The sequence below is a fragment of the Ruegeria sp. Alg231-54 genome (assembly GCF_900143525.1).
GTDB lineage: Bacteria > Pseudomonadota > Alphaproteobacteria > Rhodobacterales > Rhodobacteraceae > Ruegeria.
Window position 1 is genome coordinate 232,006 of sequence record NZ_FREZ01000006.1, and the last position, 23,861, is coordinate 255,866.

20 protein-coding genes, 1 tRNA gene, 1 pseudogene and 1 riboswitch are annotated in these 23,861 nt (G+C 54.1%); of the genes and pseudogenes, 10 read left to right on the forward strand and 12 right to left on the reverse strand.

The window, feature by feature from the left end:
* Positions 1-38: 38 nt before the first annotated feature.
* The gene (locus tag DHN12_RS13215) at positions 39-479 is read right to left on the reverse strand and encodes a 6,7-dimethyl-8-ribityllumazine synthase (protein ID WP_108860655.1); all 441 of its coding nucleotides are present in this window, start codon (positions 477-479) and stop codon (positions 39-41) included.
* Positions 480-551: 72 nt separating this feature from the next.
* Positions 552-699: riboswitch (FMN riboswitch) on the reverse strand.
* A gap of 53 nt (positions 700-752) precedes the next feature.
* Between DHN12_RS13215 and DHN12_RS13220 the strand changes: the two genes are divergently transcribed.
* Complete coding sequence (locus DHN12_RS13220; protein WP_108860623.1) at positions 753-1,364, forward strand: FMN-binding negative transcriptional regulator; 612 nt, start codon at positions 753-755, stop codon at positions 1,362-1,364.
* A gap of 74 nt (positions 1,365-1,438) precedes the next feature.
* Positions 1,439-2,047 carry a glutathione S-transferase gene (locus DHN12_RS13225; protein ID WP_108860624.1) on the forward strand — a complete coding sequence of 203 codons (609 nt, stop codon included), beginning with the start codon at positions 1,439-1,441 and terminating at the stop codon, positions 2,045-2,047.
* Between the two features lie 52 nt (positions 2,048-2,099).
* Here DHN12_RS13225 and DHN12_RS13230 read toward each other — a convergent pair whose 3' ends face one another.
* From DHN12_RS13230 to DHN12_RS13240, 3 genes are all read right to left on the reverse strand, one after another.
* Positions 2,100-2,543 (reverse strand): cytochrome c family protein, encoded by a 444-nt coding sequence (locus DHN12_RS13230; protein WP_108860625.1) that lies wholly within the window; start codon positions 2,541-2,543, stop codon positions 2,100-2,102.
* A 186-nt stretch (positions 2,544-2,729) separates the two neighbouring features.
* On the reverse strand, positions 2,730-3,263 hold the full coding sequence (locus tag DHN12_RS13235; protein WP_199913506.1) for a GNAT family N-acetyltransferase: 534 nt from the start codon (positions 3,261-3,263) through the stop codon (positions 2,730-2,732).
* On the reverse strand, positions 3,260-3,808 hold the full coding sequence (locus DHN12_RS13240) for a helix-turn-helix domain-containing protein (protein WP_108860626.1): 549 nt from the start codon (positions 3,806-3,808) through the stop codon (positions 3,260-3,262). The genes DHN12_RS13235 and DHN12_RS13240 overlap by 4 nt, the downstream gene beginning before the upstream one ends.
* Positions 3,809-4,172: 364 nt before the next feature.
* On the opposite strand from DHN12_RS13240, the gene petA reads away from it, so the two are divergent.
* From petA to DHN12_RS13260, 3 genes are read left to right on the forward strand one after another with little or no spacing between them, the layout of a single operon-like run.
* Entirely contained in the window at positions 4,173-4,757 is a 585-nt protein-coding gene (petA, locus tag DHN12_RS13250; RefSeq protein ID WP_058279154.1) for a ubiquinol-cytochrome c reductase iron-sulfur subunit, read from the forward strand.
* A gap of 15 nt (positions 4,758-4,772) precedes the next feature.
* Positions 4,773-6,104 carry a cytochrome b gene (gene petB, locus DHN12_RS13255; protein ID WP_108860628.1) on the forward strand — a complete coding sequence of 444 codons (1,332 nt, stop codon included), beginning with the start codon at positions 4,773-4,775 and terminating at the stop codon, positions 6,102-6,104.
* Between the two features lie 17 nt (positions 6,105-6,121).
* On the forward strand, positions 6,122-6,907 hold the full coding sequence (locus tag DHN12_RS13260) for a cytochrome c1 (protein ID WP_108860629.1): 786 nt from the start codon (positions 6,122-6,124) through the stop codon (positions 6,905-6,907).
* A 91-nt stretch (positions 6,908-6,998) separates the two neighbouring features.
* Here the strand turns inward: DHN12_RS13260 and mtaB are convergent, their stop codons facing one another.
* Both mtaB and dapF read right to left on the reverse strand, forming a co-directional pair.
* The gene (mtaB, locus tag DHN12_RS13265; protein ID WP_108860630.1) at positions 6,999-8,255 is read right to left on the reverse strand and encodes a tRNA (N(6)-L-threonylcarbamoyladenosine(37)-C(2))-methylthiotransferase MtaB; all 1,257 of its coding nucleotides are present in this window, start codon (positions 8,253-8,255) and stop codon (positions 6,999-7,001) included.
* A complete protein-coding gene (gene dapF / locus DHN12_RS13270) occupies positions 8,252-9,094 on the reverse strand; it encodes a diaminopimelate epimerase (protein WP_108860631.1) in 843 nt (280 codons plus the stop codon). Before dapF ends, mtaB begins: the two co-directional genes overlap by 4 nt.
* Before the next feature lie 211 nt (positions 9,095-9,305).
* On the opposite strand from dapF, the gene DHN12_RS13275 reads away from it, so the two are divergent.
* The 3 genes from DHN12_RS13275 (at position 9,306) to DHN12_RS13290 (ending at position 11,193) form a co-directional block, all read left to right on the forward strand.
* Positions 9,306-9,381: transfer RNA gene (locus tag DHN12_RS13275), tRNA-Lys, on the forward strand.
* A gap of 511 nt (positions 9,382-9,892) precedes the next feature.
* Positions 9,893-10,363, forward strand: a complete 471-nt coding sequence (locus tag DHN12_RS13285; RefSeq protein ID WP_159090028.1) for a hypothetical protein — start codon at positions 9,893-9,895, stop codon at positions 10,361-10,363.
* Positions 10,364-10,452: 89 nt separating this feature from the next.
* Entirely contained in the window at positions 10,453-11,193 is a 741-nt protein-coding gene (locus DHN12_RS13290) for a hypothetical protein (protein WP_108860634.1), read from the forward strand.
* Positions 11,194-11,768: 575 nt separating this feature from the next.
* On the opposite strand, the gene DHN12_RS24620 is transcribed toward DHN12_RS13290, so the two are convergent.
* Positions 11,769-16,715 (reverse strand): cadherin-like domain-containing protein, encoded by a 4,947-nt coding sequence (locus DHN12_RS24620; RefSeq protein ID WP_199913507.1) that lies wholly within the window; start codon positions 16,713-16,715, stop codon positions 11,769-11,771.
* 949 nt (positions 16,716-17,664) lie between these two features.
* Between DHN12_RS24620 and DHN12_RS13310 the strand changes: the two genes are divergently transcribed.
* Positions 17,665-18,489: a hypothetical protein gene (locus tag DHN12_RS13310; protein ID WP_159090029.1), complete on the forward strand. Its 825-nt coding sequence runs from the start codon at positions 17,665-17,667 to the stop codon at positions 18,487-18,489.
* Positions 18,490-18,639: 150 nt separating this feature from the next.
* Here the strand turns inward: DHN12_RS13310 and DHN12_RS13315 are convergent, their stop codons facing one another.
* Positions 18,640-18,873, reverse strand: a complete 234-nt coding sequence (locus tag DHN12_RS13315; RefSeq protein WP_108860637.1) for a hypothetical protein — start codon at positions 18,871-18,873, stop codon at positions 18,640-18,642.
* Positions 18,874-19,406: 533 nt separating this feature from the next.
* On the opposite strand from DHN12_RS13315, the gene DHN12_RS13320 reads away from it, so the two are divergent.
* Positions 19,407-20,438: a glycosyltransferase family 2 protein gene (locus tag DHN12_RS13320; protein WP_108860638.1), complete on the forward strand. Its 1,032-nt coding sequence runs from the start codon at positions 19,407-19,409 to the stop codon at positions 20,436-20,438.
* Here DHN12_RS13320 and DHN12_RS13325 read toward each other — a convergent pair.
* The 4 genes and pseudogenes from DHN12_RS13325 to DHN12_RS13340 form a co-directional block, all read right to left on the reverse strand.
* Positions 20,347-22,017 (reverse strand): glycosyltransferase family 39 protein, encoded by a 1,671-nt coding sequence (locus tag DHN12_RS13325; RefSeq protein WP_108860639.1) that lies wholly within the window; start codon positions 22,015-22,017, stop codon positions 20,347-20,349. The genes DHN12_RS13320 and DHN12_RS13325 overlap by 92 nt on opposite strands.
* A complete protein-coding gene (locus tag DHN12_RS13330) occupies positions 22,014-23,015 on the reverse strand; it encodes a lysylphosphatidylglycerol synthase transmembrane domain-containing protein (RefSeq protein WP_108860640.1) in 1,002 nt (333 codons plus the stop codon). The genes DHN12_RS13325 and DHN12_RS13330 overlap by 4 nt, the downstream gene beginning before the upstream one ends.
* Entirely contained in the window at positions 23,008-23,298 is a 291-nt protein-coding gene (locus tag DHN12_RS13335; protein ID WP_108860641.1) for a hypothetical protein, read from the reverse strand. Before DHN12_RS13335 ends, DHN12_RS13330 begins: the two co-directional genes overlap by 8 nt.
* A 160-nt stretch (positions 23,299-23,458) precedes the next feature.
* Positions 23,459-23,861, reverse strand: a pseudogene (locus DHN12_RS13340) (integrase core domain-containing protein); the annotation flags it as partial.

Consider the following 23,861-nt stretch of genomic DNA (forward strand, 5'->3'; position numbering starts at 1 on the left):
ATTTGCGGTTGGGGCAGGGGAACCCCAACCAGCTGTGCCTATGCGGCACGGGTCAACGACGCACGGGTTTTGGTGATCTTCAGGGCCGCCTGTGCAGCCTCGCGACCCTTTTCGACAAAGTGCGCGCGGTAGATGGCATTGTGGTGATCGGTTTCTTGATACTGGTGCGGCGTCAGCGAGACTGACAGTACCGGAACACCGGTGTCCATACTGGCGCGCATCAACCCATCGACTACGGCTTGCGCGACGAAATCGTGCCGGTAAATGCCACCATCCACGACAAACGCCGCGCAGGCGACCGCGGCATAGCGCCCGGTTTGGGCCAGATCGCGGGCCAGCAGCGGCATCTCGAACGCGCCGGGGACGTCGAAAACGTCAACCTGTTCGGCGGGGACAAGCTCCAGAAACCCTTCGAGAGCCTGGTCAACGATATCGGAATGCCAGTTGGCTTTCACAAAAGCATAGCGGGTGTGTGTCATCATGATCTCCTTTCGCAACAGACACGTCACCCAAGGCGATCACGGGCAGGCGCAAGCCAGGACCGACGCGCTGCACGTTCTCTTTCATCCGGACTATAACCGTCGGCTCTGGCATCTCACCAGATCTGCTGACACCCCGCACACCGGGGCCGCTCGCGGGCTTACGGATCATCGCCCGCATACCGCCGGTGGGGAATTTCACCCCGCCCTGAGAACGGGCGGACCTTGCCAAGGTGCGGCCGGTTCTGCAAGAGATTTTGCAGGAGGACAGCCATGCATCCCAATCCAGCCTTTCGCGCGGAAGAGACCGAGCGCCATGTTGCCTTTGCGCGTGACCGCGCGTTCGGGGTTCTTGCGGTGTCGACGGATGAAGCGCCGTTGATTAGCCACGTGCCGTTTCTGCTGTCTGAGGATGGCACGCTGGCCGAGCTGCATCTTGTCAGATCCAATCCGATCGTCCGCATGCTGAAAGACCCTAAACCAGCCAGAATCGCTGTCACGGGGCCAGATGGTTACGTATCGCCGGATTGGTACGGGATCGACGATCAGGTTCCGACATGGAACTATGTCGCTGTGCATCTGATCGGTCAGTTAGAACAGCGCCCGCAAGAAGAGTTGCTGGACCTGCTAAATCGCCAGTCCGCCTTTTATGAGGCGCGTCTGCTGCCCAAATCCCCTTGGACTACCGGCAAGATGAGCAAGGACGCGTTGGATAAGATGATGCGTATGATTGTGCCGTTCGGGTTTCGCATTGACGACATTCAAGGCACCTGGAAGCTGAATCAAAACAAGCCCGATGCAGTCCGCCTGAGCGCGGCAGAACACATCGCAAACGACGGGATCGGGTCCGAGCTTGATGCTCTGCAAAAATTTATGAGAGGGTGAGGTTGGCGCACCAATTGACGGGTTTTGTTTTAAATTTGGTGCTGTAGAGTTCCGGCAATTCAGGGAGATCTCTTATGAAACTCTATTTCAGCCCCACTTCGCCCTATGTCCGTAAGGTTATGGTTTTGTTGCATGAAACAAACCAGTTGCAGGATGTCGAACTGCTGAATGTTGCAACGACGCCAATGTCCCCGGCCGAGCCGCTATTGGCCAAGGCTCCGCTGACAAAGGTGCCCGCGTTAGAGCGCCCCGATGGACCGACCCTGTTCGATAGCCGAGTTATCTGTGCGTTTCTGGACGCGCGCGGGCAGGCCGGTCTTTATCAGGACGGTGCCCGGCATTGGGATGTGCTGACGCTTGAGGCGCTGGCGGATGGTATTCTGGATGCGGCGTTGCTGATCACCTATGAGGCTCGGATGCGGCCCGAAGACAAGCAATGGGAGGGCTGGGCCGATGCGCAATGGGACAAGATAGAACGCGCCTGCGCCGCGTTGAACCAACGGTGGATGGCGCATCTGTCCGGACCGTTGGATATGGGGCAGGTCGCAGTGGCCTGCGCGCTGGGCTATGTCGATTTCCGCCACGATGCGCGTGGGTGGCGCAAGGGAAATGACGCGCTGGCCGCTTGGTACGAGAAGTTTGTCGAACGCCCCAGCATGGTCGCAACGCAACCGCCGGCCTGATCGGGGATCAATGCGCTGGTCGCTCTGACGGCAGAACGACCAGCGACAGACATCATTCGTTGAACGTCGCAAGATAGGCCGCGATGTCATCGGCGCCCTTTTTCAGTTTGACGCTCATGTTTGGGCGCGCGGTTTCGTCATCCAGATATTCCTGAATAAATGCGATCGGGTTTTTGGAATACGTGGCGATATTCTCTTGCGTCCAGACCAGCCCTTCCTGGCCCGCCCGGATCATGTCGTCGGTGAACATTCCGATGGGCAAACGCTCGCTTCCGTTCAGGTAATCTGACTCGGTTCCGGCGATGCGACCGACGACGCCGTAAAGATTCGGGCCAGTGATGCCGCCTTTGACCAGAACTTGGCCATCTTTGATGATTGCGTGGCAAGAAGAGCAGCGATTGTAGAGTTTTTCGCCTTTCGCCGGATCACCGGCCGCTATCGCCTGAAAGGGCACGGTCAGTGCGAGGATCAGGGTTGGTGCAAAAAGCTTTGACATAAGAGACGTCCTGCAGAGATTGGGATTTCCCGCATTTCGATCATTTGCGTCTAAAGTTCAATCGAAATCAAACATGACTAAGCCGTTGTAAAATATCTATTTTCAACTCAGATTTTCTACATCTATATGCCCTGCAGAAGCGGCGCGTCTTACTATGTCGGGCGTCACCGTAAATTCGAGCTTAAGTCAAAGGTATCGGTACATATAGGTCGTCGCGTGACGGGATTTTCCGTCCGGGTCGAATGCGAAATCGGGGATGACACCTGCCGGTTTGAACCCGACAGACCTGTAAAGGGATTCCGAGACGTCTCCGGTGCGCGTGTCTAGTGTAATGAGTGTCTTCCCGGCTTCTTGTGCGGATTTCAGGGCCTCTTGCATCAGGGCCTTGCCCAAACCGCGACGCCTGGCATCAGGGTGAACGATCATCTTCGAGATTTCTGCCCGGTGGGGCTGATTTGGGGGCATGGCAAGCAACAGCTGGACCGTACCGATCATGCGACGCTGATAATATGCGCCAAACAAGTGCCGCGCGCCTGTTTCGATGGCGGGTTTGACGTCATCCGTCCAGAACCGCGCGGCGGTGTCATGGTCAAGCGGCATCATGAAGCTGATCGCGGCACCGTCGGCAACGCTGTCAACAAGCGTGCGGCATAGATCTGTCAGATTGTTGTCGATATCCGCCGGGGTAAGACGGGAGACGTTGGGTGTCTGAATGGTCATGACAATGCGATCACGTAAGTGCAGGGACTATGGGTCGTTTCAAAGACTGTCTCGCCAAACAAAATGTACCGCAGGCAATCCCCTTGTCGAAGGTCATAAGCTTTCCCCTCGACCGTGATTTCGATCTGCCCGGACAAGACATACAGGTGATGCTCTTGCCCCGGAACTGCGGGTGCATCATAGGCTATGCGCTGCCGTGCGGTCAGGGTTCCTTCGATCAATTCAACCGAAAGCTGCCCACTGGGGGGCGAAACGCTGCGACGTTGAAACGCGCGCCCACGATCCGTCCAGAACGGCTGGTCGTGCCGCCGGACGATCGGTTGGAAACCTTGCTCCAGCGGGGCAAGTAGCTGAGAGATCGGCACTGCATAGACCGTTGCCAGACGGCCTAGCGTCTCGGCGGTCGGGCTGACTTCGTTTTTCTCGATCCGCGACAGGGTGGCGCGGCTTAAACCAGTTCTTCCGGCCAAAGTGTCGAGGGTCATGCTGTGCTGCTCTCGCAATCCACGCAAATGCGTGGCCAGTTTGTCAGAGGTGGCTTCCATGGAATTTCTCATATACGGAAATATTCCCGAATATGACGAAAAGTTCAAGGTGGGCGGATCGGCATTCTGTAAAACCTTGTGGGACTGGGTCTGGGCAGTACCGTTCTACACCGTCGAAGCGAATCGAATCACATTGAAAAAAAGCCGGGGGACCGGAGTGTTTTTGCCAAAAAACAGGTCCGTATCTTGAAACTTTCGCCCCTCGTTGTGACATGAATGCCCTGTTGTGGCGCACTGCGCGCCTATGACCGCTGGACGAACCGAATTCTCCCGGATAGATAGCCGCGATGAGACGCCGCTTTGATGCGGTGCTGATGCATGTTTGCTCGGGTTACCCCCGGGCGCCGGAATCGGAGAAAACCTCGTGTCCCACGCAGAAGACCACGAAGGCACCCGCAGAGATTTCCTCTACTACGTCGCAGGCGGCGCAGGTGTCGTCGCGACGGGTGCAGCCGTATGGCCCCTGATCAATCAAATGAACCCATCGGCAGACGTTCAGGCGCTGTCCTCGATCCGCGTGGATGTGAGCGGCGTTGAACCCGGTACGCAGTTGACCGTGAAATGGCTGGGTAAACCTGTGTTTGTTCGCCACCGCACAGGTGCCGAAATTCAAGAAGCGCAGGAACAGGACGCCGAAGGCGTTGATGCACTGCCTGATCCGCTGGCCCGTAACTTCAACCTGAACGCGGATGCTCCGGCGACCGACGCCAACCGCGTGATGCCGTCGCCCGAGGGCGAAGCGCCGGGCGCGTGGATCGTTCAGATGGGCGTATGTACGCACCTTGGCTGTGTGCCGCTGGGCGATGCTGGCGACTTTGGTGGCTGGTTCTGCCCCTGCCACGGATCGCACTACGATCTGGCCGGACGTATCCGCAAGGGTCCCGCACCTGAAAACCTGCCCGTTCCGCCCGCAGAGTGGACCGACGCCAGCACCATCAAACTCGGCTAAGGGAGACCCAAACTTATGTCCGGAATTCCCCACGATCATTACGAGCCGAAGACAAACGGCGAGAAGTGGCTGAACAGCCGCTTGCCCATCGTCGGCCTGATTTACGACACCATCATGATCCCCACCCCCAAGAACCTGAACTGGTGGTGGATCTGGGGCATCGTCCTGGCGTTCTGCCTGGCGTTGCAAATCGTCACCGGTATCGTTCTGGTGATGCACTACACCCCGCATGTCGATCTGGCCTTCGCCAGCATCGAACACATCATGCGCAACGTGAATGGCGGCTATATGCTGCGCTACATTCACATGAACGGCGCGTCTCTGTTCTTTGTTGCGGTCTACATCCACATCTTCCGTGGCCTGTTCTACGGCTCATACAAAGCCCCGCGTGAGATCACGTGGATCATCGGTATGCTTATCTATCTGATGATGATGGGTACTGCCTTCATGGGCTATGTTCTGCCTTGGGGTCAGATGTCCTTCTGGGGTGCAACCGTGATCACCGGCCTGTTTGGCGCGATCCCGTTTGTGGGTGACGCGATCCAGACTTGGCTGCTGGGCGGACCCGCGGTGGACAATGCCACGCTGAACCGCTTCTTCTCGCTGCACTATCTGCTGCCGTTTGTTATCGCGGCGCTGGTCATCGTGCATATCTGGGCCTTCCACACCACCGGCAACAACAACCCCACAGGTGTTGAAGTTCGCCGCACGTCGAAAGCCGATGCCGAGAAAGACACGCTGCCATTCTGGCCGTACTTCGTGATCAAGGACCTGTTCGCTCTGGCCGTGATCCTGGTCGTGTTCTGGGCCATCGTCGGCTACATGCCGAACTATCTGGGCCACCCGGACAACTACATCGAAGCCAACCCGCTGGTAACGCCTGCACACATCGTTCCCGAATGGTACTTCCTGCCTTTCTACGCGATCTTGCGCGCCTTCACCGGCGAGGTCTGGGTTGTACAATTCGCCAGCTTCATCACCGGTGGCATCGTCGACGCCAAGTTCTTTGGTGTGATTGCGATGTTCGGTGCGATCCTGGCAATGGCGCTGGCGCCCTGGCTGGACACGTCGACCGTGCGTTCGGGCAAATACCGCCCGATGTTCAAATGGTGGTTCTACCTGCTGATCATCGACTTCTTTGCCCTGATGTGGCTGGGTGCGATGCCCGCGGAAGAGCCCTATGCGACCTTCTCGCTGATCGCATCGGCCTACTGGTTCGCTTATTTCTTCGTGATCCTGCCGATCCTGGGTGTAATTGAAAAACCGCTGCCACAGCCAGAGACCATCGAAGAAGACTTCAACGCGCATTATGGCAAGGCTGACGCCGACGCCACGCCGGCCGAGTAAGAAGAGGGACCGGAAACATGTTCAAGAAACTTGCAATCGGTGCCGCGTTTGCTTTGGCCCTTACCCCTGCTGCGTCCTTCGCAGCAGGTGGGGGCGAGCAGCACATCGAAGACTTCCACTTCTCGTTTGAAGGCCCCTTTGGCACCTGGGATCAAAACCAGCTGCAGCGCGGCCTTCAGATCTATACCGAGGTCTGTGCAGCCTGCCACGGCCTGCGCTATGTGCCTCTGCGTGATCTCGAAGCGCTGGGCTATTCGGAAGAAGAAGTCATCGCCTATTCAGCAGACAACTTCGAAGTGTTCGATCCGGAGCTGGACGATTTCCGCCCGGCAATCCCGACCGACCACTTCCCGGTCAATGACGGTGTTGGCGCACCGGACCTGAGCCTGATGGCCAAGGCCCGCGCCGGGTTCCACGGGCCTTATGGTCTGGGGATCAACCAGTTCTTCAAAGGCATGGGTGGCGCGGAATACATCGCCTCGCTGCTGGACGGCTATACCGGTGAAGAAAAAGAAGAAGCAGGCACCATCCTGTATGAGAACAAGGCCTTCCCCGGAGGCTGGATCTCGATGGCGCCGCCGCTGTCCGAAGATCAGGTTGAATTCGCCGATGGCCACCCGGCCACTGTCGAAGCCCTGTCCGAAGACATCGCTGCCTTCCTGATGTGGACGGCCGAGCCGAAGATGATGGAGCGCAAATACTCGGGCTTCGTCGGCGTGCTGTTCCTGTCGCTGTTGTCGGTGCTTCTGTATCTTGTCAACAAGCGCCTGTGGGCAGGCGTGAAAGGCAAGAAACGAGACTGAGTTTCACAGTCCCGCAATGTTTGAACCCCCGCGCCACCGGCTGCGGGGGTTTTTTTGTAGCAATCGGGTAGGGGGCCAGATGAAGGCCGGATCAGGCTTGTAGCTGCGTGCCGGTGGCGCCTGTGATTGTTGCCTTCACGATTTGCCCTTCGGGCTGTGGTGCCTCAAAAGCGACCTCGGTGAATTGTTCGGTGCGGCCCATATGCGTGTTTTCCATCAGGATGTGATGAGTTTTGCCGATTTGGGCTTGCAGATGCTGTGTGACCTGCGCCTCACCTGCCGCGCGCAGGCGGGCGGCGCGGTCCTTGATGATGTTCCCATTCACCTGCTGCGGAATGCGGGCGGCCGGGGTGCCTTCGCGCTTGGAATAGGGAAAAACGTGCAGCCAGGTCAGATCGCAATCTGTCACCAGTTTCAGCGAGTTTTCGAAATGATTATCCGTTTCGGTCGGGAAGCCAGCTATGATATCGGCGCCAAAGGTCATTTCGGGGCGCAGCTTGCGGGCTTCTTCGGTGAACCGGATGGCGTCTTCGCGCAGATGGCGGCGTTTCATCCGTTTCAGGATCAGATCGTCGCCATGTTGCAGGGACAGGTGAAGATGCGGCATCAGGCGCGGTTCGGTCGCGATGGCCTGCATCAGGTTCTCATCCACTTCAATCGAGTCGATCGAACTGATCCGCAGGCGTGGCAAGTCGGGCACCAGTTTGAGGATACGCATGACCAGATCGCCCAGCTTGGGCTGCGCAGGCAGGTCGGCGCCCCATGAGGTCAGGTCAACGCCGGTCAGTACGACCTCGTTATAGCCCCGATCCACTAACCGCTTGATCTGATCCACGACAACGCCGGCAGGGACGCTGCGCGAGTTCCCGCGGCCATAGGGGATAATGCAGAAAGTGCAGCGATGGTCACAGCCGTTCTGGACCTGAACATACGCGCGTGAGCGGGTGCCAAAACCGTCGATCAGGTGGCCTGCGGTTTCGGTAACGGACATGATGTCGTCGACCTGCACGGCCTCGGTCTGGCCGATAAAGTCCGCCGCCATGCCTTTCCAGGTCTCGGGCTGCATTTTCTCGGTATTGCCAATGACCGCGTCGACCTCATCCATTCGGGCAAAGGTGTCAGGCTCGGTCTGGGCCGCGCAGCCTGTCACGATTAGCCGCGCGTCAGGGTTTTCCCGCCGCAGCTTGCGAATCTCTTGCCGGGCTTTGCGCACCGCTTCTGCCGTGACGGCGCAGGTGTTCACGATCACCGCGTCAGTGAGCCCGGCTTGCGCTGACAGCTCTTTCATCGCTTCGGTTTCATAGGCGTTCAGGCGGCAGCCCAGGGTGGTGAACTTCGGCGCGCTCATTCCAGTGATTCCAGAAATTCAGGTGTCAACGTGCCCGAGAACACGTGACAAGTGGGCCCGGTCATCCAAACGCCATCGTCGCGCCAGTCGATCCAGATCGTCCCGCCGTCCAGCTCAATTTGTACTTTGCGCTCGGTCAGGCCGCGACGCGCAGCAGCAACGGCTGTGGCGCATGAGGATGATCCCGAAGCCAGGGTGATGCCCACGCCACGCTCCCACACGCGCATGCGGATGTGGTCCGGTCCAATGATCTGCGCAATTTGGACATTGGTTCGTTCAGGATAGAGTGGATGGTGCTCGTAACGCGAACCGAACTCGGTCAGAGGGATGGCTTCGGCATCGTCGACAAAAAAAGTGCAATGCGGATTGCCCATCCCGGTGGCCGTCGGAGCCCCCTCAATGGGCAGTTCCAGCGTGTCGACCTCCTCAGACAACGGAACCTCGTTCCAGTTTAGTTGGGGGTGTCCCATATTCACTGAGGTCAGGCCGTCCCCGGCGTCCTTGGCGTAAAGGGTGCCGCGTTCGGTCGTCAGTGTTAGGTCGGATCTATCCGATTCCTCCATCAGGAAACGGGCGATGCAACGGGTGGCATTTCCACATGCTGCCGAGGTAGATCCATCTGAATTGTAGAACACCAGATGCGCGTCCGACCTGCCGTTTTCGATCACGGCAAGCTGATCGAAACCTACGCCGAATTGACGATGCCCAATTCCCCGCGCAAGTGCCGGGCTAATCCGCGTCGCAGACGCGCGCGCGTCCACAACGACAAAGTCATTGCCCAGCCCGTGCATCTTCATGAAGGGCAAACCAGTGTTCTGTAATCCTTGCATGGCGCGCATATAACCCTGCGCCTGAAAGGAATCCACCCTGCGACGCAGATTCCTTTAAAAAGGGGGTTGACCCCCCAGCGCCACCTGCCTAATTAGGCCGCCTATCGGGTCGCCGGAAACACTGATTACTTTGGCGAAACGAGGTGCAAATAAGGTCTTGAACCCGGTCGGGAAAATGACTTAAAGAGCGCCACGGATCGACAAGATCCAACAAGAGAGTGGGCCGTTAGCTCAGTTGGTAGAGCAACTGACTTTTAATCAGTGGGTCGCAGGTTCGAATCCTGCACGGCTCACCACTTCATCCGATTGATCGGAAACGAAAAACCGACGAGCGATAGCTTGGCGGTTTTCGCACTATGCAGCCGTACCGGATGTTTAGGCTACTTCTAGGCTACCTGTTGGAGACGAAATAACCTCTGGGGAGAGGGTAGACTGGGTGACTGACCCCCACCCCGGCATACCCCCCGATCTGTCTTTGTATGCTTGGGCCACGCCCCCACACAAAATGCACAGGGATTTTTTGAAGTAACGGAAACGCGCCTTCGCCAGTTGCTAATGCCGGTTACTTTTTGGGGAACCGCAAAACGGTTCTGGGAGAGAACCGGGAAAGGAAGAAGAACGGGTTCCCGAGATTGGGGAACCCCTTAGCGACGGGCCAAGATATAACGATTGTTTGGGTTCTCTACCTGTTCGGGCTGGACAGGTTTCGTGATATAGGTCCGATGCGGTTCTTACTTGGGTTCAAAGACGAAATGGAGGGGCATCGAATGGCGGGTGTTAAGTACGAGTGGAAGAACCCGACGCCCTATGCACGGCGGAATGGGCGGCGGTGACATGGACATCGAGACCTTCGCCCAGATCGGAACCCTGTCGCTCGAATTGAACCGGTACTCGGCGGATTCCCGTCCCGATCTGCGCTGCTCTGCGACATCCAAGCGGACAGGGGAGCAATGCCGCCGGTGTCGTATCCCCGGCTGGACGGTCTGCGCCATCCATGGCGCTGGAGGCAGGAACCCGAAGGATCGACAGAAGGCGATGCTGCCGACCGGGCCAAAGAATGAGCGGAACCGCATGGTGAAGGCCGCACGGCGTGCAGCGCGTTCAATGGTCGAGGTTCTTCCGCCGGAAATCTTGCAAGAGTTCCATCGCAACTGGGCTGTCCGGGTTCCCGATGCCGACCATGACCGGTTCCTGATTGCGCTGCGACAGCGCATGGACGGAACCATGGGAACGGACGTGTGGATAGAGACCTTAAACACGTTCGGTGTCTTGGACTAACGAGGTGGCAGACAGGGCCGCACTGCGTGAAAGTTGCTATAAGTTTTGTATAGGAAGCGTTTTCTCAATTTAATCCAAGACTGGAACCAATGATCCTTTTAATCATAATATCCGCTGGCATAGCCTCCGTTGCCTTTTTTGCCGGCCAAAACCTGCTAGGCTTGAACCTCGAAGATGCCAGGTGGCTTGCTGCGGGGGCGGCCTTCACCTATTGGGCTTTGGTTGCAGCGATGTTTGTCTGGACCCGGCCCGTAATTCGCAAGAATAGCGCCGAAATGCGCAATCAGGTTCGTGCAAAATACCAAGCCACGATCGCCGATCTTGATGACGTTCGGCGTAGCTTTGAGGGACCAATCAACGAGCTAGGCTTCTTCACTGTCACCAACGCGCATGGTGGGGATGCCAAGGATATATTGGGCGAAATGACCTCCGCTTTCTCATATTTCGACAATCCGATTAATAGGGCCAAGGACGACGGCTGTTACTCTGAATATGTCGGTGGCGTTGTACCAGCCTTGATCGACGACATAGCGAATGCCTCGACGTATTGCGAACTCGTGCCAGCCGTTTTGATCGCAAAGAACTTCATAGCGCAAGCACAACGCGCTCATTCGACATTTGCCGACATCCAAAAGGGACTGCTGGAGCAAACCATCTTAGCTGCTATATTTACCGAACTGTTCCCCTTCACGAAAAGACCGATCACGCAAAACATCCGCGAACTGCGGCGTGTCGAGTGCCGCTCGTACGACGCCGCTTGCCGCATTTTACAAGCAGTCCATGATCGCTGTGAGGAAATTTTCGATGCCAACCAAAAAAGCTTGGGATGACCGAAGCAAAGTATGCGTAGAGTAAAAAAGCCGGAAGGTCGCGCGGAAAAGAACGTGTCTGTGTCTCACAAATGATCAAGGCTTAGGCGGGCCAAATATTGCAGGTGAATCTGGACTGCGATAGCATCCAAGATGAAATCGTCGCCTTGTCGAAACAGCAAGCTCCGCAAAACAACGGGATCGCCATGAGAGACCTCGTGAACATATCGACAGAATCTCAGTCTCTTAGAGAAGTCACTTATATCGGTCGTGCAACTTGGACCACCAATCACAACAGCCGGGTCGAATACTCAAAGTCGAACAGCGACCGGCAAGCATGGCTTGAGTTTCTAGAACTGTTGTTTTGATGCTGTGCGGTACTTCAAAATCCCGCGCTGAGAGAGACGGCAACGAAAGTGCTGACATATGTTGAGCGCGGAAAACACGCTGAGCGGCGCTTTAATGCGCAGAGCGTGACCGCTCGGCTAATCTATGTACGTTGTTGGCATTGTTTGCTAAGTTCGCGCGTCAGTGCCGCGCTCTCACGTCGATTAGCCTTTGGTCGCGCAGAAAGCGGACGTGTTTAGGTTTTGTGCCTAAACAAAATCAAAGCTATCAACTCCGCCAATCCAGAAATCGGCTTCTTCAATCCGATCAAATTCGATACCGGTTATACGCACATCGTCGCGTCCAGACCCCGAAATCTTAACCTTGTCAAATGCCAGATCCGTTAGTTCAAGTATTCCGTTGTCGTAGCTGAAAGTGTCTTTCGCCACGCGCTCGCCATCATTGAAGAACACAAGCTGCACATCGCCTTCCTGCTCAGCAAAATCTAGCAAGAGCCGAGTTGCGATCTGGTCCTCGTCGACTAGGCTGAGCTTTAGACTCTCTTTGCGGTCGATATCTAAACGGTCCTTGAAAGAGAAGCCATCGGCGCGCGAAGAGACACCGAGCCCACCATAGATCGCACTCACTACATCATGTCCCGGGCCGCCAGATGTAATTTTAACCTCAGCTTCATTGAGGCCGATCTTACGGGAAAACCACCCGAGAGTCTCGGTGTCAGTTTGGCTGGTGCCATCAGCTTGGGTTACCGTGACTTCCGCAATTGTACGTCCAAAGGGGCCCTGCTTGATAAAATCGATATCGACCTTTTCGGTTTTATCCGGATGATCTTCGCCGGTGATTGTCACAGTGACTTCACCTCTGACTGTATCGACGCCATCGCTTACAAAATAGCCGAATGTATCGGTTGCCGTCTCTCCTTCCCGTAGATCATCAAAAGCACCATTGGGGTCATATTTGAAAGTACCGTCGCCGTTGTCGATCACGATGCCTTGGGTGCCCTCAATGTCGAGGCCGGAAAATGACAAAACATCGCCATCGCCGTCTGTGTCATTTGCCAACACGTTTCCGGTTGTAAATGGCTGGGATTCAGTTGTTGAGAACAAATCGCTAGTCGCCTCTGGCAGTGTATTTCCAAGGTAGCGGATGTATGTACCGTCAACTCCTTGTTCTGCCACGATGCTTTCAAGCCGATAGTTTCCTTCCCAAGTGATGGTGATGTCGCCCTCGCCATCCTGATTTAGATCAACATTGATGATCGCTGAACCGGGGTTGCGTGCCATATCTTCTGTATTGAAGAACTCATTTTGCACGAACATAGAATCTGTAGTGCTCACATCACCGATCACATTTGTTCCGTCAAAGTCCGCAGCAAATCCCCAAACGATATTGTTGCCCCCAGTTTGAACCACTTCTGTATCTGGGTCAGTAAGTAAGAAGATGCTATTGCCCGACGAACTGGAGAGTGTTTCCGGTTCACCAGAACTGCGGTCCAAAACGACGGCCGGGGTTGAATCTGGGTTAGTGCCTTGGGCAACTACGATATCGTCGGGAGATTCAAATCTGGCCGATATCCAATCAAAGGCATCGTCCGCGGTTTCGATTAGACGATCTAATCCATTTACAAAGGAATCGCGAATGAAGTTACCCAGTGAAATCAAGTCGCTTACCGACTCCACAACGTAGTATCTGGTGTAGTCAAAAAATGCGTCAGCCGAATCTATTCCTCCATCAATGGCAAACACGGACACATCACGCACAATTTCTACCAAATCGTCTGTAAAATCTGTGAGTTCGTCACCTGTGGTGTACGACACGTCAACAAGAGAAGCGACAAACCAAGCGCCAATCTCCAATGCATCATCGCCTGTCACCCACAAGGCATCAGGTGCTTGCTCGCCCGCAGCCACAACAGCTTCAGCCGCAGCTACGACCGCGTTTACAACCTTAATCAAGTTGGCGAGTTCGTTCGTACGTGCATCCTCACTTGCTTGGCGCGAACTAAGGATTTCGCGAATACGATTAGGCCCTACACCTCCGGTGATGGGACTCAATAGTATTCCTAACTGTGGGTGGCTCGAAAAGAAGGCTACTGAGGCATCCACGAAATTCTGGTAGTCGTCATCGAAATTTGATCCGACTGACTGGATGTGGCTAAAACCACTATCGGAAAGCGCTGCTGTTGATAGGTTTTCAGACGAAAGAAAAACCTCCCTGGTTTCGTACCCGACTTCTGCAGCAATTGAATAAAGTTCACTTTGGGCCCAATGCCCGGTGTGCCCTTGCAGGATGAAGCCAAACGGGAACGCACCATTTACGGGAATAGGGGTGTCGTAATAGTTGACGGTACCAGGAAGGAATGAATCACCCACCTGGCTTATCAGATCATCTCGGCTGACAAAGTGTTGCACTGCATCCATAGGAACCAGTGAATTGATATCGGCGAGCGTAAAGGTTTCATTGCCGATGCTGAGCGGTAATGTGATGCCTGCAGCATTGAACGTAACCACTTGACCCGGCGTGTTTCCCTCACGCGCCGCCCATAGTGCAAGCAATTGAGCTTGTGCACCTCCCTGGCTATGGCCGGTAATGGTGAATCCAGCGTTTTCAGGGTCTGTAAGCCAGCCTGCCAAGTCGCTGGAAATCGCCCTTTCAACTTCGTCAATGCCGACGCCACGTTCGGGTGTATTCTCAAGCCAATCCTGTGGACTGAGCAGCGTTCCTCTGACCGCAAGGACGGGTGCAAATCCCTCCTTTGTCAACACGACCGCACGAAACGTGTCTCCCTCGTATTCAAATACATCCGAAACAACCCAACCAGATAGAAGATTTAAAAGGCTGTCGGTCGAAGAAAGTAGAACGGAGTCGCCTTCGTCTGACAAGTACGGGCTGTATCCATAAGCAGACTGTCGGGCAAAATACTCCAATTCAAGCGAAGACGCATTTTGAAGTATGGGATCAGCCCCACCCAGTTGGTAGACGGCAAGGTCATCGAACCTGAGAATTTCGCTGTTGTCTTGATAATAGAAAGTGAAGCCTGCAGAGGTGGTGCTGACGACAACTTCATCAAGCGTTTCGGTTAGTGGCTGAGTTGCTCCACTGAAAATATCGGTTTCCGTTCCATTGGATACCGTCAGAGTATACCTACCGTCTGCTTCCATCCTAAAACTGACGTCGATCTGATCGGTATTTTCGAATTGAAAGGAAGTGTTCTCCCAAACGATCAATTCCTCGTCAGTCGGGTCGTCGTACTCGTCGACCCTGTCGCCGTCGAACCTCAGTAGTCGAATACCGGAATTGGAGATTAGGTAGTCAGAGCGAATAAGCTCGACGCCAATTCCCGAACTTGGGTGCAAACGGCTTCCAGAAGAGTATTCGCCCGCGCTCGAATCTGCGAGCCCCACGAAGTGAAACGGTCTCTCTTCATCGTTGGGCTGAAAAGTGTAGCTGATTTCAAAGCCGCTATCTGCGATGTTCATCGGCAACGCGTGCTTCATATATGGTTGCGTCTTGGTGGCAGTCCTGGGCGAATTACCCTCGGTGTCGAAGTTTATCTCCAACCTGCCGCCGACGACGTTCAACGTTGAAGAGCCAGTATAAGCTGGGTCCTCCGGCTGTGCTTCGTTAAGCTCAACCCATCCATTGCCAACAACAGTGTTGTCGGGGCGTTCAAAATCGTCAAAGAATACAAGGGTATCGCCGCTGGCAGAGGGTGAAGCGTTAAAGGTGTTCACCGGTAGGTAGAACGCTTCGGTAACAATATTTGTGTAGGACCAGTTCACATTTCCAACAGAGTGGCTAGCGTAAATTTTCACCTGTTCACCGTCGACAACCATGTCTGACGGTTGATAGACGTCCGGCATCTGGACAGTTTGACCGTTCGTAAAGTTGATACCGTCCTCGGAAGAGGCTGTTTGAAAAACAGTGTTATCAGCGGTCCTGAACAGAGCGATAATGCCATTTCCATACTCTGTTGCAGTTAACAAACGCTCGGCATTGGAATAGTTGGCGTCCACAAGCGGAGTAAAGTTGACGCCGTCTGCGGATGTTGAAATCCCCTCGATTGAGCCGTTTGGACTGACATCTGTCACATAAGCAACATACTGCCCGCCAACTCTCACGATCTCGTTCAGCGTATACCCTTCGCCCGGGCCTGTTTCAGCCAACAACGGCGATTGTTGCAGGTCCCAGTCAAAGCCATTTTGCGACGTGGCAATTCCGAAACCCCGAGTTCCATTGTCGGTTATCAGATTTTTGTCCTGACCCCCAAAGTACATCGTCCAGAGGCTGGACTCCTCATCGTAGAACACCCTTACCGGATTGATAGACAGATTCGTGAATGGGGTTGAACCGAAGTTAGAAATCAGGGCATCGGTGTCGGAGAGTTTGACAAAGTCGCCTCCATCCGTTGTTGCGACCCCAACTGACAGCCTATTGTTGAAAGGAAGGCCTGCGTAATAGAGGTATTCCGTATCTTCAACGGTTACGGATGTTGGATGGTACACCCGCGTCGCGTCAAAGCCGACACCATCAAACGAAAGTACTGCCTCGGTTTCTAAAACAACAAATGCTTCGGAAGATGGCGGCTCGGACAAAGGAGTGCTGGGAATATAGTCGTTTTCGACCAGCGACGACAAATCTCGATCACCAATTGAAAGCTGGGAAAGCAAAACTCCATTTGGAGGGCTGGCCGTGGCTTCGGCTATTCCATTCGGAAAACTGTAGTTTCCGTAAGATACTGCGAAACTCATGTGCAGGTGGGTTGCATCCCGAGTTTCAGAAGGACCGGCTACCTCTCCTATCAATGTACCGGATTCGATGCTCACCGGGCTGCCAGCTGCGTTAAGTTGGTTCACCCAAAAACCAGCCGTTGCTTGCGAGAGATGGGCGTAGGTTACGTAGAAAGGAGCTAAAGGGCCGGGCAGACTGTATTCAACGGTGACATAGTTCGAGAACGTGGCAGGTCCGGTGGTCGGTGCAGTGGGAAATGCTGCATCGGTATACCCTGAATAGGCACCCACAACGCGACCGCTTGCAAAAGGATAAATATCTGTACCGGCCGCTAAACCTAAGTCGATTGCTGCGGCATCCAATCCCGAGGCGTGGCTATCGGATGTGCCGGTCAAAAAACTTCCTTGGGTGACCCTGATATCGCCGGAAACTTCATCGGGGTTCACAAAAAAATTGATGGCAACCATACCCAACCTCAAAACTAGTCAAAACAACACATCAAGATAAACGATTCTTCCGAGCGTATTGAAATAATCTTTCGCGGTCACCATTTTTAGGCCGATTTGCTTTCGACCAAATTCGTACGGCTATTATTTGTTTGGTTCTAGAGCCTTAGATGGTTGTGATACACAACTGTTCTCGACATAGCATAGGATCACGATTGACCTGCGATGACGCGTTGACCCAGTAGAGAATGAGCAATGCTGTGAACTAAGCCATTCCGGCTATGAAAGCCGTTTATGACCTGCTGCATAGGCGGGCCACCAGGTTCGCACCAAGCTGTCTGCCTCACTGGTTGTCACAATCTCGATCATTGATGACCCTTGCATCTACCCGATTGACACCCCGACAACGTTTCCAATGGCATTCGCGGCCGATAGTGCAGGATCGTTGTCAACGTGTGCATAGCGCGCAGTTGTTTGGGTTTGCGCATGGCCGAGCAAGCGGCCGATGACCGGAAGACCCACACCTTGGCCGACTGCGATACTTGAATACAAACAATGACTTATGGTGGCGCAGAAATTAATGCTGCCACAAGGTCTGTTTGTGTCCGCCTTGTGTCCGGATTTTTTCGGTTCTTGAGATCGGCTTCTTGTGACGGTTGATTTCGCGCAATGTGGCATTCTTGCTCCGACAATTTATCAGGGGCAAAAGTAGCCCAAACTCGCGATCGCAAGCATCCAAAAGAGAGGCTAGTCGCAATATCAGTAACATGCAGTGAAGTTTAACCAAGCTCAAAGCACCAAAAACCTGCATTGAAACTTGCAAAGCACAGCAATAGGTTCTGAAAATTGTCAAAAATGGTTGCTTTGGTGGTTTCGATAGATGTTTGGGCCTGTTCTTTCGTATGTGGCTCCCTTCGGGGCCTGGATAACACTCGCTGGCGGTCTTTTAACCCTTATCGGAACTGGGCTGATGCACCTTGACGGAATACGTCAGGGTAACGCGGATAAGAGAGAGTTGTTCAATCACGTTAGCGAGGTCGGAGAAAAGGGCGCGGAAGAGTTGAGATTTGGTCTAGACAACGTTCAAGAAGCTATCGGAGCTCCGAGCTATTCTGAGTTCCACACCAAATTCATTGAACGATTTCATGATCCTGTCAAAATCGTTGTGCAAGAGAGAGCTGGGTATCCAATCTTGTTGAAACACATGGTAGAACAAGACGTGACAGGGCTTCCTGATTACTTTGTAGCTTCAACCTATGAAGGTGTCACTGTTGCCGATGCAGATGTCGAACACGTCACTCAAAACTTCTATGAGTTTGTCTTTGGCCCTGGTCAGAGCACTACCGCAACCCCTCTGGCATTGGAAACGTATGGGAAGCTCCGCGATCTAATCATTGCAGCGGACAACTATAATTCCCCCAAGGAAGTCGCCGGTTTTCCAATAAATGATGGTCTAGACCCAATCGTCGCAAGCGTTGGAGTTTTATATGATTTGCCCCTAACAAGAGAGCAGTGGATTATTGCTGAAACCGTTGCCGACTATCGCGTACACAAGGATGCTTGGGGAATGGCTATCCCAGTGGCATATGCATTCAGGTTGCTGCAAGGAGCGTTACTGCTTTCTGGGGACATAACGGACAAAGGCAATTACTTCGTTTTCGGTTCAGGTATAACGCTCAATACTTATTCAACCCTAGGTGTCAGAGGGCGTAGCAGGGCACCCCTCAGCCTAAACCATGCCGAGTTTTTTGAAGGCATTCACCAAAAGTTCCAAGAAAGCGGACGGCGTCGCTAGCCGATTGGTCACCATTGCTAACTCATGTTTGTGAAGGTGTTCCGATCCAACATGAAGGGGTGATGCTAGATTTGAGTGGGTGTAAGATAACTGAACTCAGTTCAGTCAGTATCTCAGTCTCTTAAAAGCAACTTGACTAATCAGCTTGCGTTAGACGCTGTCAATTAGTTTTTGGACCGTGCTTGTGTCCGTGGCAAAGGTAATGCCCGTGTTTTCCTTGTAGATTGCATCGAGTTCGGCACGCCAATCTTCGTCAGACATTTCGACTTGGCGGACTTCTTCTCTGTAACCTGTCACAATTCCACAGACGTGGTGCAATCCATTTCTAAAAAAGACTACTGGTCCTCCAGAAAAACCAATGTTGTTGATGCTGTCCAAAACCATTTTATCACCGTCAACCCGCGTTGCCGAACAAAACTGAAATGTCTCGTCTAAATTATGCTTGCGGACCTAAGAGTCTACTTATTGCAGTGCATCCAATAGCTGGTTTGGAGCAACCGGAGATCGAGCCGGTGATTCACATTCCAGACCCGTTTCGACCTTGATTCATCAATTCAGTTCTTGTGTAAGAAGATGCGTTTTCCCCAACCAAAGCCGCAAAATTGACATGAATGCCCTGCATTTTGCAACTAATTGAAGCTTAAGGCGTTGGGTGAGCTCACCTTTTTGAGCTATTGGCTGGATATGGCATAAACGCGTCAGGCATGAGGCAATGAACATGAAAGACATCGTCGCAAAACCGATGCAGTCCCACGATGGGCTTGTAGAGGAAACCACGCCCCCTTTGTGTCGCTGCCACACAAAGGGGGCGTGGTGTTGTCGAAATTTGGCCTTCGTCGTTCGGGTTGGAAAGACCGTATGAACCTGACGTTGCGGGCCGCAATATTTAACTTCAGAGCCAAGCATCGGAATAGCTGATGACCACCTCGCCGTATTTGTCGATTGTTATTCCTGCTTATCGTGAAGCGGATGGCATTGCGCAAGCCATTGAAGCTATTCGACAACATGCCGAGCCTTTGGGCGCTATAGAGTACATCATTGTCGATGACGGCTCGCCTGACGAAACATGGCGCGAAATTCAGAGGCTGTCAGCGCGCATTCCCGGTGTCACAGGTGTGCAGCTGTCTCGAAATTTTGGCAAAGAGGCGGCCATCGCGGCTGGTTTAAAAACTGCGCGAGGCGCGGCGGTGATCACTATCGACGCAGATCTGCAGCATCCGCCAGAGTTGATACCACAGATGGTTCAGCGCTGGCAGGCTGGTGCGAAAGTCATCAACACGGTCAAGCGGAACCGCGAAAATGAAAGCGTTTTGAAGGCTTGGATGACGGGCCGCTACTTTGGCCTGTTCAGGCGCTTGTCCGGCATTAATGTGGACAACGCGTCAGACTTCAAGCTGCTCGACCGCGAGGTTGTTGACTGTTTGATAGCTCTACCAGAGCGCGAACGATTTTACAGAGGTCTTGTTGGCTGGCTTGGGTTTAAGCAAGAAACACTGCTGTTTGATGTCGCGCCTCGGATCGCTGGAATGAGCAATTGGTCCTCCATCAAGCTTTTTCGTCTGGCGCTGGATTCAATGGTGTCCTTCAGCACCGCACCGATGCATCTGATGACAACGCTTGGGGCATGTTTTGCCGTTTTGGCCGTTGGGCTTGCCGCACGAACGATCTGGTTGTGGCTGTCCGGTGCAGCTGTTCCCGGATTCTCGACGGTCATCCTCCTGCAGATTATCATTGGCGCGATCCTGATGATCGGGCTCGGGATTATTGGTATCTACATCGCCAAGATCTACGAAGAGGTCAAACGCCGCCCTGAGTTCATTGTTCAGCAAATGACGCATCTGCGCGCGGCTGGCCCCGTTACTGGCCCTGATATCGATAGAGGTCAAATGGACCAAGGCGAAGCGGCACACCTGAACCCGCCTGTACATATTCGAGAAGTGTCGCGCTAAGCTGGGTCAGGTATTTGTCGTGCCGCCGATGCACCACAAAGAGGGGGGCCGAGGCGTCCAGTGCAGCCACGGTTTGGGCGACATCCACCGGCTGACGCAATCCAAGCGGCGTTGCATAAAACCGTGTAGGGCTGGGCCGGGCGGTCATGAAGTTCAATTCAGGATCCATCGGCAATGTCATCAACGGTTCATCTGGACGGGCGCGTACCTCTATAACGGCAATGACGGCTTTATAGATAGCGGCATCATCGGGTTGTATGCGTAAACTTACGCGTGGCAAGTCCGACAGGATGTTCTGTGGCGCTCTGATTCCGGCGATTGTGCCCGCTAGCCCCCGTTCAATAGGCTGTCCGGCTTGAAAAAACAACGCCCAAGCTGAAAGATACGCAACTGCAATCGCCATCCGTTGGCTGGGGAGCGTCAACAGGAATGCAAAGATTACAGCCGGCAAAACAAACATCAGGTAGATGGTAATCTGATAGTGCAGTGCCAAGGTGGACCAGAACACGGCGAGTATTGCTGTCGGATGGAGTGCCATATTACGCGTCAGGCGATATCCGACCAGCGCCCCCAGTAGCGGTACGCTGAGGATCAATGTGATCCAGCACACCCCCGAGATTATGGCAACGGGTCCAGCCAAGTTGGTTATATTCCCCCACGCAAGGATCAGCGCATCGAGAAAACTTGCTTGGTTGATGAAGTCCTGTCCGTGGATCAGGAGGGCCGTAAAGAGGACATCTGATAGCCAGTCGCCAAGCGCCCCCTGAGACGCATTGAAGATCGCTAGTGGGAGACCCGCAAGAGCAAATCCCGCAAACAACAAAAGCGTCGTGCGAAGAGCTGCACCCCAAGCCAGTTTGGCTTGGATGGTGACGATCAGTAGTAACCCTAGCGGCCAGACGCCGCCCCAGATCAACCCGAAAAAGTGATCCTTGGAGTTCAAGAAAAGCAGTAGAGCAGCAAAACACACCCCACCAATCAATAACGCCGGTGCGCGACCACAGTCTTTGTCACCGCGATGCTCTGACAACAGGACGCAGACCACACCCAGCGTCAGAAATACGCCGCTGAGCTGACGCGTGAAAAAGCATACCCCCAGAATAATACCGGCTGTCAGCAATCGAAGCGCTGTTCCGCGCGGCAGTTTCTCAAGACAGAGACACATGGCGAAGAACGCGAACAGCGCATGCCAGTTTGCGCTTGGATTTGGGAACTGCACGAAAGAGAATGCGGCCATCGAAATCGCACCTACGCAAGCAAGCAAGTTACCCTGTGTCTTGAGCAGGATATAGGCGATTACGGATTGCGCTATGCTGAGCACCACCAGTGGATACCGCAGACTCAGGAGGTCTTCACCAAAAAGCCGGAATGCAAGGATGTTCAAAAGATTTCCGTAGCCTGCATGCAGGTCGATGATGTCGCGGTGGATCACATCTCCCGCAAGCGCGCGCTGCGCGACATAGGCATAAACCCCCTCGTCCACCGGCCACCAATATTGATCGTGAAACAACACCATGATCGCTGCAACGCCCAGCGTGGCAACGGCGATGGCCGATATTTGCTTATGTGTTGAACTCATGTTTGGCTATGACCACGCTGCGCGATGATCCAAAATGCGGTTGTTCCCAACCCGGCTGCGATCAACTGTGTAAGGCCAAACAGGAATGCAAGCGTCACTGCAACAGGCGCAGACAGCCCAATTGTCGCAAAGGCTGCCGCCGCCGTTACTTCGCGCGCGCCCCATCCCCCAATTGAAACAGGCAATGATGCCGCCAAAATGACAGCCGGAAACAGGGCCAGAAGCTGAGCAAACGAAACCTCGGCCCCCTGTCCCCAAAGGTACACCGCCGCGATCAAAATGGATATTACATGGGCCGTCAAGGAAAGAGCTGCCGCCATGGGCACAATCGGCCTGAGGTCCGGCGCAGGCCGGTCTTCGGACCGCTGGCGTGCCGTGCGAAACCAGTGCGGTGAGCGCAGCACACATAGGCATGCAAGGGAGAGCAAACAGACGAAAACGATGACCCAGATCGGAATCAATGCCGGCTCAGCCAGGATACCAACCAAGACCAGCACGCTCAAGGATGCCAATCCAATAACCCGGTCGAATATCCCAATCGCTGTCGCTGATTTAAGCGCCAGGCCGAAGCGTTGGACCAAAATTACCCGCCCCACATCGCCAGCCAAACCTGTGGGCAAAGTCATATTGGCCAAAGTGGTGCCAAATGTCAGGCTGGCGCTGTCAGCAAGCTTTATGCGGGCACCGCCGGCCCGCGCAATGATGACAAATCGCCATGACGCCAGCATGATAATCCCCAGCTGCAGGGTAATCATCGCGGCTATGGCAGCCCATGGCACGGAAGCGATATGATGACGTACAAGATCAAGATCAACCAAACTAAAAAGGGCCAGCAGCAACGCACTCAAACCGGCGAAACGCAACGCCAGAACAAGATTCCGGCGTCTGGCGGATTTGGTCTGGTTCTGATGCGTGGCCTGTTCGGAATCAAAACAAGAAGGCTCAGGCCGTTTTTCAGTTGGTAATACTTGGGTGGCATGTACCCTAGTGTCAGGCACTGACGTCTATGCTCTGTGTCGTTTGCAACTTGAGCTTGCTCAGATACCAGATTTTTCTGTCGATCGCATCGTGATGGAAATTGACAATCTGATAAAGCACTATCTTGGCAGACAGACCGGTGAAGAACAACCCGTCAATGGTTCGCAACGCACACCAGTAGACGACACCGGTGATGGTAATATCCCTCAAATTATAAAGCCACATGCGTTCATTATGAGAGATACAAGACAGGAACTTTGCGTCTGATTGCACGCCGTTGCTGAGGCGCTTATTGTTGTCCATTCATCGCCCTCCGTATTGTTCCTTGATCATCTTTAGACGCCCAACCTTGAGTAGATCGTGTCTGTGAAAGGTGGCAGGTTTCGGGCGACTTCGCGGTTTTGAATTGTCAAAACGCCTAAATAATTGGGTGATACGCATCAGAGAAAAGTCTCAGACCTGCCTAGGCGTTAAGTCCCGGCATCTGGTGGATTGGATTGACGATGAATCGATCTGGTCCTGAAGTCCAGGTTTTGCAGATGTATTCGCATGGCGTGAGATCGCTTAGTGCCTTCAAACGACGGGCGTAGTTGTAGGCATCGAGGAAGTCGGCCAAGTGCGGGCGAAGCTGGTCGTGGTTTTCGTAGTGATACCGCTTGACGGTTGCGTCCTTGATGGTGCGGTTCATGCGTTCGACCTGACCGTTGGTCCATGGGTGGTTCGGCTTTGTCAGACGATGTTCAACCCCGTTGACCTCGCAGATCATGTCGAACCGCATCGGCCTGGAATAGATAGTGTTCCGGTTCCGGGGTTGCTCTGAGACCTGGGTGCCGTTGTCAGTCTAGGTGGTGTGGATACGGTAGTGC